Genomic DNA, 8,757 nt, shown 5'->3' with positions numbered 1-8,757 from the left:
GATCCAGCGCAACGTCATCGCCGGCCAGCTGGTGGCACGCGGAGGTCTCTGATCCGCGCGCGACTAGTCGTCCGGCTTCCAACGGGCGGACGGCCACTCACCGCGCTCGACGGCTTCACGCATCTGGCGGACCAGCAGATCAGCCACCGCGCGGACGGCAGGCGGGATCCGCGGGGCGCTCGGTAACGCTAGCGCGACGGTGCGCTCGACCGCCGGGGAATGGAGCGGCGCCGCACTGAGCAGACCGCTGGCGACATCACCGGCAACGGCGATGCCCGGCAGGATCGTCCAGCCGTGACCAGCTCGCACGAGCCGCTTCTGGATGCTCACTTCGTTGGTCTCGACGACAATGTTCAGGACGATGTCGAGTCTCGCGCACGCCTCCGCTACCAATGTCCGAATTCCGTGGGGCGCACTGGGCATCACGACCGGGTGACTCGCGACTTCGTCGAGGGTGACCGGTCGGCCGGTGTCGAGCCCGCCGTCGGGCGGGGCAACCGCCCACAGGTTTTCGGCGAGCAGTGCCCGCACGTTGAGCGACGACGTGGATTTCAGGTTGTAGAGCAGGCCGAGGTCGATGTCACCGGCATCGAGCCACTGCCGCACGTGTCCGGCGTAGCCGGACACTATTCGCAGCCGGACGGCGGGATGCTCCTGCAATACGGCCGCGACGAGTCGTTCGGCGAGCAGTTCGGAGGTGGAGGACAGAAGTCCGACCGTCACGATCCCTTGCAGCACCCCTGGATTCGGTCGGATCTCGGCCCGGGCACGCTCGAGTTCGGACAGCACCCTCCGGGCGCGCTCGAGCATGAGCCGGCCGGACTCCGTCAATTCCATTCCCGCACGGCTACGTTCGAACAGCGGGACACCCAGTTCCTGTTCGAGCGTGTGAATTTGGCGTGTCACCGCCGGCTGAACCAAGTGGAGTAGTTCGGCTGCGCGGGTCACGCTCCCGGCGTCCGCCACTGCAACGAGTGCAGTCAACTGCTTGACGTCCACCGGACGACCCACCTTCCCGAACTACCCGCCGGCCCGCACCATCAGCAGGCGATATGCAGGAGCGGCATCGATCACAACAGAGAATACCAATTTCTCAACCCTGGACGGTGGTGATCGGTGTCCCCTTCGAGGCCGAGTGCTGCGCGCGGTCGGTCGGTCCCGGGGCTGCCGTCGCGGCGATGAGGTTGACGTCCTTGGTCTCACGCATGAACACGTAGGTGATCAGTGAGATGGCCGCGCAGATCGAGACGTAGATGAAGAACCAACTCTCCCGGCCCGCGTCGCGGAACGCCAGAGCGATGTATGGGGCAGTGCCCCCGAACACGGCGGTGGCGATGCTGTACGGGATGGCAACACCGACCGTTCGTACCCCGGTGGGGAACAGTTCGGCCTTGACCACCGCGTTGACCGACGAGTACCCCACCACGAACACCAGGCCGAGGACGGTGGGCACCAGGCAGGTGAGCCACGTGGGATTGTTCTGCATTCCCTGCAGGATCGGATACGTTCCGGTCGTGGTGCCGATGCCGAAGAAGATGAGGACGGGCCGCCGGCCGATGCGGTCGGAGACGTATCCACCGATCGGCAAGAGGACCAGGAAGACGAGCAGTCCGATGAAGCTGATCGTCGAGGCCTGCGACTTCTCGAGGCCGACGCTGTTCACGAAGTAGCTGGTCAGGTAGGTGGTGTAGGTGTAGTAGGCGACGGTGCCACCGAGGGTCAGGGTGAAGACGACGACGGCGGCGCGCCGGTTGCGCCATACCTCGGCCAGTGTTCCCCGGCGATCTTCGGTATCGACCGTTTCGGCAACCGAGTAGGCCGTCGTCTCGTGCATTCCGCGCCGCAGGTAGAAGACCGCGACGGCACCGATGGCACCCATCGCGAACGGCACTCTCCAACCCCACGACGTCAGCTGTTCGTCGGACAAGGAGAACTGCAAGACGATGAGGACCAGCAGGCCGGCGAGCTGCCCCAGGGTGACGGAGATGTATTGGAAACTCGCCCCCAGACCCCGCCAGCCCTTCTTGGATACCTCGGTCAGATACGCTGCCGACGCGGCATACTCACCACCGACCGACAGTCCCTGCAGGATGCGCGCGGTGACCAACAGGCACGCTCCCAGATTGCCGGCCGTCTCGTAGTTCGGCGCGAGAGCGATCATCAAGGCGCTCGCAGACATCATTCCGACGGACACCGTCAGGCCGGCTTTACGGCCGTTGCGGTCCGACAGACGCCCGAGCAACCAGCCGCCGAGAGGCCTCGCCAGGAATCCGACGGCGAAGATGGCCGCCGTGTTCAGGAGCTGCGCGGTGCGGTCGTCGCTCGGAAAGAATTGTCCGGCAAAATAGATTGCGAAAGTCGAATACACGAACCAGTCGAACCATTCGATCATGTTGCCGATGGAACCGACCAGCACCGACTTGACGTAGTGACTGCGCGAGCGAGGCGGCTCCTCTGATCGATCATCGGTTCTGTGAGCTTGCGGCGGTGTAGAGGGGGTCATGGCGACTCCTTGTGGTGGGAATGGATCCTGCAATGGCTGCGGGCTTCACCGATCGACGGTCCGGTCCGTCACGAACCCGCCTCAGGTACTGAGGGTTTCGGCGCCGCTGGGATGCACCACACCCCTCGTAGCCTGCGTTACTTCGCCTCGAAATAGTTATCTGGATCTCACTTCGTTGTAGTGACTCAGGTGATTCTGCTACCTGATGGACCAAGCGCGATAATGCCAAATTCTGATGGAGTGATGACGAGCGGACATGGCAACCCGATTGAGTCGAAGCGACTGTGCTGCACCTGGTTCGACTCGCCGCTCGTCCCCGGAACCGAGGGTGATTCCTCTTGTCGCCGCCGACTGCGTGCGATACCGTGACCGCCATCCAGGAAGGCGCGCCGAGGGACTATCCGCCGCGTCCTCCGGCTTCCCCCACCGACTCACCCAAGCGAGGCATGAATGCGTGCAGCATGCGTGACCACACCCGGCGTCGTCGAAGTTCGCGACTTCTCCCGGCCGGTCCCGGAGCCGAACCAAGTGCTCGTGGAAATGCGATACGCCTCGATCTGCGGCTCCGACGTCCATATCGTCTTCGACGGATTCCACAACCCCGAGCTTCTCGGAAGACCTGGCTATCCGGGTCACGAGGGAGTGGGAATCGTTGTTAGGAGCGAGAATTCGAATGTCGAGGTCGGACGGCCAGTGCTGACCGTTCCCCACGGTCAGCGCGGTGGTTGTTTCGCCGAGTACCAGGCCGTCGACGCCCGCCATGTGATCGTGTTGCAAGACGGCGTCGACCTACGGCGCATGCTGCTCGCACAGCAACTCGGCACCACTCTCTTCGGAATGAAGAAGTTTCTGCCCGCCGACACCCCGGTCGAGCGTATGCCCCAGACCGCGGCGGTCATCGGCGCCGGCTCCTCGGGTCTTTTCTACCTGCAGCACTTGATCACTCGGGGCGTCGAGGTCACCGTCGCCGACCTGGACAAGGACCGCCTCGCCATCGCTGAACGGCTCGGCGCGGCACGGACCGTCCTCGAACCGGTCGAGTCGATCTCCGACGTCGTACTCGACGCGACCGGCGGCGTCGGTGCGGACTTGGTGATCGAGGCCGCGGGTTACGACCTCGCCCGTGCCGCCGCGGTCGAAGCCGCGCGTATTCGCGGGACTGTCGGATTCTTCGGTTACCCCGAATCGAAGGGCAACGCGCCGTTCCCCGTGGAGCGTTCATTCCGCAAATCCCTGACCATGGAGTGGGTCAACGGTACGCAGTCCGAGGCCGGGCTGCTGTCGTTCCGGGCGGCAGTCGAGGCCATCGATACCGGGACGATCGAGGTCGACCACTGCCTCGAGAAGATGTTCGACCTCGAGGACACTCCCGCCGCACTCGCCGCCGCCCGCGACCACGGCCACGGTGCCGCGAAGGTCGGTATCGTCATGCCCGGATCCGGTGACTAGTGCGCCTCAACCCCACTCGTGAGCGAATTCTCACGGTGCGAAGAGGAAGCTGATCGCCGCGGCGCCCGCGACAGTGCGATCTTCTTCGAAGTACGCGTGCCGTGCGCCGGGGAGCAACCGCACGCGGGCATTCGGGATCCGCTCGGCGAGCAGGGGAGCGTTGTCGACCGGGGACAGAAGGTCCTCGGTCCCGTGCAGGACGAGGGTCGGTGCACTGATCGACGGCAGCGCATCCCACGCGTCGTGGCCGTTGCTGGCCCGCAGGTGGGCGAGCTTGGCGTGCGCGGGCATGTCCGGATCACCGAGGGTGTTGTAGGGACCGGGATTTCGACCGATCCAATCCTGTGTGTACATCAACTCCAACAGGGCGCGGCATGACCGGTCGGGATCGGGTTGCGCCAGGCTCGCGCGCACCTCCCGGCTGCGCTCCACCGCGTGCGTTCCGCCGGGCGAGGTGCAGCCGAGGATCAGTGTGTGGACACGCTCCGGGTGGCGCGCGGCGACCCATTGCGCCACCCGGCCTCCCATGGAGGTGCCGTAGACGTGCGCCCTCTCGATGCCGAGGGAGTCCAGCACGCAGATCGCATCGGCGGCGAACAGTACTGTGCTGTACTCGGTCTCGGGCTTGTCGCTTGCTCCGGTTCCGCGGTAGTCCACCGTGATGGTGCGGAAGTGCGTGTCGAAGTCCGCGCGAACGCGGTCCCACCAGTGGTGATTGTTGGCCTGACCGGCGAGCAGCAGCAGCGGCGGTCCGCCGCCGCTGACCTGGTACGCGATACGCGTTCCGTCGGACGCCACTGCACGGGGCACTGCCGGCCCTCAGACCGTGTCTGCCGCGTGCAGCTCGGAGATCACGCCGTCGGTATAGCCGAGCTCCCCCAGGATGGCATCCGTGTGCGCGCCCAGAGCCGGAACCGGATCGAATCGAGGTTCCACACCACTGAGGTTCGCGGGCGGCAGCAACGCCCGAACCGGGCCGCCCGGGGTAGCCACCTCACGCCAACGGTCACGGCCGGCCAGGGACGGGTGGGACAGAAAGTCCGTTACGGTGCCCAGCCTGCCGTTGGCGATCGACACCTTGTCGAGCAGGGCGAGGGCGTCGTCGGTGCTGAGCAGACGCGTCCGCTCGGAGATCAGAGCGTTGCATTCCTCACGGTGCGTCACCCGCGCGGAGTTACGGCAGAAACGCGGGTCGGTGGAGATCGACTCGTCGCCGAGGACCTCCGAGCAGAACGCGGACCATTCGCGGTCGTTCTGGATCGACAGCAGGACCGTGCCGTCGGCGGTGGGGAACGGGCCGTACGGGGCGATCGTCGCGTGTTCCGCTCCGACCCGGCTCGGCTGCCGGCCACCGTACTCGGTGTAGTAGGCGGGAGATCCCATCCATTCGCCGAGCGCCTCGAACAGAGCGACCTCGACCGCGCGGGCCGTGCCGGTGGTTGCGCGCGTGTACAGCGCGGACAGGATCCCGCTGTAGGCGTACATGCCGGCCGCGATGTCGGCGATCGACACTCCGACCTTGGACGGGCACTCGTCGGGGCCGGTCAGCGACATCAGACCGGATTCGCCCTGGACGAGCATGTCGTAGGCTTTGCGATCGGACCAGGGACCGGTGTTGCCGTAGCCGGACACGTCGCACGGAATCAGCGTGGGGTACCGCTGCTGGAGCGACTGGGCGTCGAGGTTCATTCGGGCTGCCGCGCCAGGAGCCAGGTTCTGTACGAAGACATCCGCTGTGGACAAGAGCTTTTCGAGGATGCCGCGGCCCTCGTCGGACTTCAGGTCGAGGGTCAGCGACTCCTTGGAGCGGTTGAGCCAGACGAAGTAGCTCGATTCGCCGTGCACGGTCTCGTCGTAACGTCGGGCGAAGTCGCCGGCGTCGGGACGTTCCACTTTGATGACGCGGGCACCGAGGTCGGCCAGTTGCCGGGTCGCGAAGGGTGCAGCAACTGCTTGTTCGATGCTTACGACGGTGATCCCCGCGAGCGGTAGGGCGGTCTGCGATGCCATGGAGCCAGCCTTCCTCGAAATGTACGGCCATTTTGCCTCTATGTACGCGCCATAGTCAATCGGGTGAGGGCCAGGTTTACACGTACTCGAGGTTGCCGGCGGTACCCGTCCGCCTTCTAACCGTGGTGACGGCGGTACGCCTCGACAGCCCCCGGATGGCGAGGGACGCCGGCTGTCTGGATCAGTGATCGGGCGTCGAGGAACTGCGCGCCGACGGTATCGGGGGGAATCAGGTCCTGGGCTCGATCGATGAGAAGGTCGACGAGGGCACCTGCCACGGCGGCGGGCAGCTGCGGCGAGGCGACGAGCAGGCTGGGAACCCCCACCGTCGCGGTCTCGGCAGTGTCACCGTATGTCCGGGCAGGGACCGAAACCGGTTCGTACATGGGCCCGTAGTTCTTGCGCATCTCGACGTACTCGGCGGACAGGTCGAGTAGCCGGATCCCGCCGTCCGGACCGTGACCGGGCCGCGGCATCGCCGCCGGGGTGGGCACGCCACCGGCCCACAGTGCGGCGGCGACCGTGCCGTCGCGCAGGGAATCCAGAACGGTGGTGAGTGAGACCGGTCGCACCGTCACGTCGTCGAGGGTCAGTCCGCTCGCCTCGAGGACCCGCAGTCCGGTCTGCGCGGTTCCGGAACCCGGGGCTCCGAGGCTGATCGTCTGGCCCCGAAGATCTTTCATCGTGTGGAAGGGTGAGCGGGCCGGCACCGCGCACTGGAGATAGTTCTCGTACACCCGGCCGATGGCCACGATCGGGGTGGCCGACTCGACAGCGGAGTCGGCCAGGGTCAGCCCGATGAGTACCTCACCCGACGCCAGCAGCGAGAGGTTCTCCAGGGAACCGGTGGTGTAGCGCACCGTCAACCGAAGGTCCCCGCCCGAGGGGGGCGGGACGTCCGCAAGCAACTCGGCGAACTCGGACTGGAATCCGTCGCGCTCACCCGACGCGATCTCATACGTCCCCGAGGGCTGGGTACGGGCGCACCCGGACAGTGCGACCGCTGCGGCCACACCGCCGATGAACTGTCGCCGGTTAATCATCGTCCAGCTTCTCCACGTGCGGTTCGAGCCACAAGCGTACGCGCAGTCCGCCCGCGGGGGCCTCGTCGATGACGAGACGCCCGCCGTAGGCTGCGGCGACCACCTCGACGATGGAGAGGCCGAGACCCGTTCCGACCTGGTCGCTGGCCCGGAAGAAGCGCTCGGTGAGCTTGCCGCGCAACTCTTCCGGGACTCCCGGACCGTCGTCGGCCACCCACACGCACACCGGAGTGTGATCGTGCGACGGTTCCACGGCCACGCCGATTTCGATGGTGGGGTGTGGGCCTGCGTACCGGGAGGCGTTGTCGATCAGCACATCGAGCACCTGGGACAGATCGTTCTCGGCGATCGCGACCGGAACACGGTCGACGTCGGGGGCCGCGACGGTAACCAGACGCGCACCACGTTCGCGGGCCGTCACCGACCAGAAGTCGACCCGGTCGGCTACCACTGACAGTGCGTCGCAGGCCGCCTCGGACCGATCGCCCCCGAAGCGCGGCGTCTCGGCCGAGGCGAGCGAGAGAAGGCTGTCGAGAATGATCTGCAAGCGTTTGGCCTCCTCGGTCACGCTGTGATAATCCTCGCGCGCATTGTCCGGTATCCCGTCGTCGAGGAGGTCGAGGCGAAACTGCAATGCCGCGAGCGGGTTCCGCAGTTGGTGGGCGGTGTCGGCGATCAGGCGCTGTTGCGCGTCCGCTGCCCGCAGCACCGCCGAAGACATCACGTCGAACGAATGCGCGAGCCGACGCACCTCGGGCGGCCCGCCTGCGGCCGTGGCCGGCAGCACGGATCGCGGCGGCACGGAACTCGTCGGCGTCCTCGCGTCGGGCATCCGGCGGATGAGTTGCACGATTCCCTTGGACAGGTTCGCGAGCGGTCCCAACACCCACCGGCTCAAGGCGACCGCGAGGACACCGAAAGCGACCAGTGCCAGCACGGCGCCGGCCGCGATCACGGCCCATTGCCGGAGGATGTCGGAGCGGGCCTCGGCGGTCGAGGCACGCAGCACGATGGTGCCGTTCACCTGGGCGCCCGACCCCACCGGCTTGACGAACAGGGCCTCGTCGTCGCTCCACGGGAACAGCCGGTCGACGGTGGACACGCGCTCGTTGCGCAGTCCGCTGCGAATCGCGGCGTCGATTCCGGGTTCGTCGCCGTCGAGGCCCACGCCGAGGGTGGGCACACCACGCGTGGAGACCACCAGAACGCCCTCGCCGTACACGTCGTCGTACGCCTCGACCTCGCCGGCGATCCTGGCGGGGTCGCCGGTCCTGACGTACTCCTCGGCGAGGACGGCGAACCGTTGGATGTCTCCCTCGCGGCCGAGTGTGAACGCCTGCGTCCGCGAGTCCGCGGTCGCGAGCGCGAGGGGNNCGCGAGAATCAGCAGTAACCGTCGGCGCATGTCGATTCGACCCTGAGGTCAGCACACCCACCGGTAGCCGAAACCACGGATGGTGCTGATCAGCCCGGGCCGGTCCAGTTTGGCCCGCAGAGTGCCGATGTGGACGTCGAGCGAACGCGAAACCGCCACGAACGCGTCCCCCCAGACCCGATCCATCAGTTGCTGACGGCTGACCGCAGCCCCCGGGTTCTCGAGCAGGATCTCGAGAAGGGAGAACTCCTTCGACGTCAGGTCCACCTCTGTGCCCGCCACGGTGACGGTGCGGGAATCGAGGTCGACGCGGACGTCTCCGGTGACCACTTCTCGTGGTGCGCCGCCTTCGACGGCCATACTTCGCCGGCGCACCAC

8 protein-coding genes are annotated in these 8,757 nt (G+C 66.5%); 1 reads left to right on the top strand and 7 read right to left on the bottom strand.

Translation table 11 applies throughout. From position 1 onward, the window contains the following. Positions 1 to 63 precede the first annotated feature (63 nt). Both AZG88_RS23815 and AZG88_RS23810 read right to left on the bottom strand, forming a co-directional pair. Positions 64 to 999, bottom strand: coding sequence for a LysR substrate-binding domain-containing protein (locus tag AZG88_RS23815; protein WP_061699406.1), 936 nt, complete (start codon positions 997 to 999; stop codon positions 64 to 66). Positions 1,000 to 1,093: 94 nt separating this feature from the next. Next, positions 1,094 to 2,503: an MFS transporter gene (locus AZG88_RS23810; protein WP_231914162.1), complete on the bottom strand. Its 1,410-nt coding sequence runs from the start codon at positions 2,501 to 2,503 to the stop codon at positions 1,094 to 1,096. Between the two features lie 450 nt (positions 2,504 to 2,953). On the opposite strand from AZG88_RS23810, the gene AZG88_RS23805 reads away from it, so the two are divergent. Next, complete coding sequence (locus AZG88_RS23805; protein WP_063819490.1) at positions 2,954 to 3,952, top strand: zinc-binding dehydrogenase; 999 nt, start codon at positions 2,954 to 2,956, stop codon at positions 3,950 to 3,952. Between the two features lie 30 nt (positions 3,953 to 3,982). Here AZG88_RS23805 and AZG88_RS23800 read toward each other — a convergent pair whose 3' ends face one another. From AZG88_RS23800 to AZG88_RS23780, 5 genes are all read right to left on the bottom strand, one after another. After that, positions 3,983 to 4,762, bottom strand: a complete 780-nt coding sequence (locus tag AZG88_RS23800) for an alpha/beta fold hydrolase (RefSeq protein ID WP_231914161.1) — start codon at positions 4,760 to 4,762, stop codon at positions 3,983 to 3,985. A 9-nt stretch (positions 4,763 to 4,771) separates the two neighbouring features. Beyond that, a complete protein-coding gene (locus AZG88_RS23795; protein WP_061040789.1) occupies positions 4,772 to 5,962 on the bottom strand; it encodes a CaiB/BaiF CoA transferase family protein in 1,191 nt (396 codons plus the stop codon). Between the two features lie 116 nt (positions 5,963 to 6,078). Next, the gene (locus AZG88_RS23790; RefSeq protein ID WP_061040788.1) at positions 6,079 to 7,005 is read right to left on the bottom strand and encodes a TAXI family TRAP transporter solute-binding subunit; all 927 of its coding nucleotides are present in this window, start codon (positions 7,003 to 7,005) and stop codon (positions 6,079 to 6,081) included. Then, positions 6,998 to 7,726 carry a sensor histidine kinase gene (locus AZG88_RS55680; RefSeq protein WP_442971742.1) on the bottom strand — a complete coding sequence of 243 codons (729 nt, stop codon included), beginning with the start codon at positions 7,724 to 7,726 and terminating at the stop codon, positions 6,998 to 7,000. The genes AZG88_RS23790 and AZG88_RS55680 overlap by 8 nt, the downstream gene beginning before the upstream one ends. 701 nt (positions 7,727 to 8,427) lie before the next feature. Then, positions 8,428 to 8,757 (bottom strand): winged helix-turn-helix domain-containing protein (locus AZG88_RS23780; RefSeq protein ID WP_197487921.1); only part of this gene is annotated, 330 nt, incomplete at its 5' end.

This window comes from Rhodococcus sp. LB1 (genome assembly GCF_001583455.1).
In the GTDB taxonomy this organism is placed as follows: domain Bacteria; phylum Actinomycetota; class Actinomycetes; order Mycobacteriales; family Mycobacteriaceae; genus Rhodococcus_F; species Rhodococcus_F opacus.
Note: the sequence above shows the minus strand (reverse complement) of the source record. Positions and strands in the feature narration are given on the sequence as shown.

Bases quoted from the DNA above. Each gene is read 5' to 3' on its own strand.
- AZG88_RS23810 (WP_231914162.1), bottom strand. From the start codon at position 2,503: ATGACCCCCTCTACACCGCCGCAAGCTCACAGAACCGATGATCGATCA.
- AZG88_RS23805 (WP_063819490.1), top strand. From the start codon at position 2,954: ATGCGTGCAGCATGCGTGACCACACCCGGCGTCGTCGAAGTTCGCGAC.
- AZG88_RS23795 (WP_061040789.1), bottom strand. From the start codon at position 5,962: ATGGCATCGCAGACCGCCCTACCGCTCGCGGGGATCACCGTCGTAAGC.
- AZG88_RS23790 (WP_061040788.1), bottom strand. From the start codon at position 7,005: ATGATTAACCGGCGACAGTTCATCGGCGGTGTGGCCGCAGCGGTCGCA.
- AZG88_RS55680 (WP_442971742.1), bottom strand. From the start codon at position 7,726: ATGTCTTCGGCGGTGCTGCGGGCAGCGGACGCGCAACAGCGCCTGATC.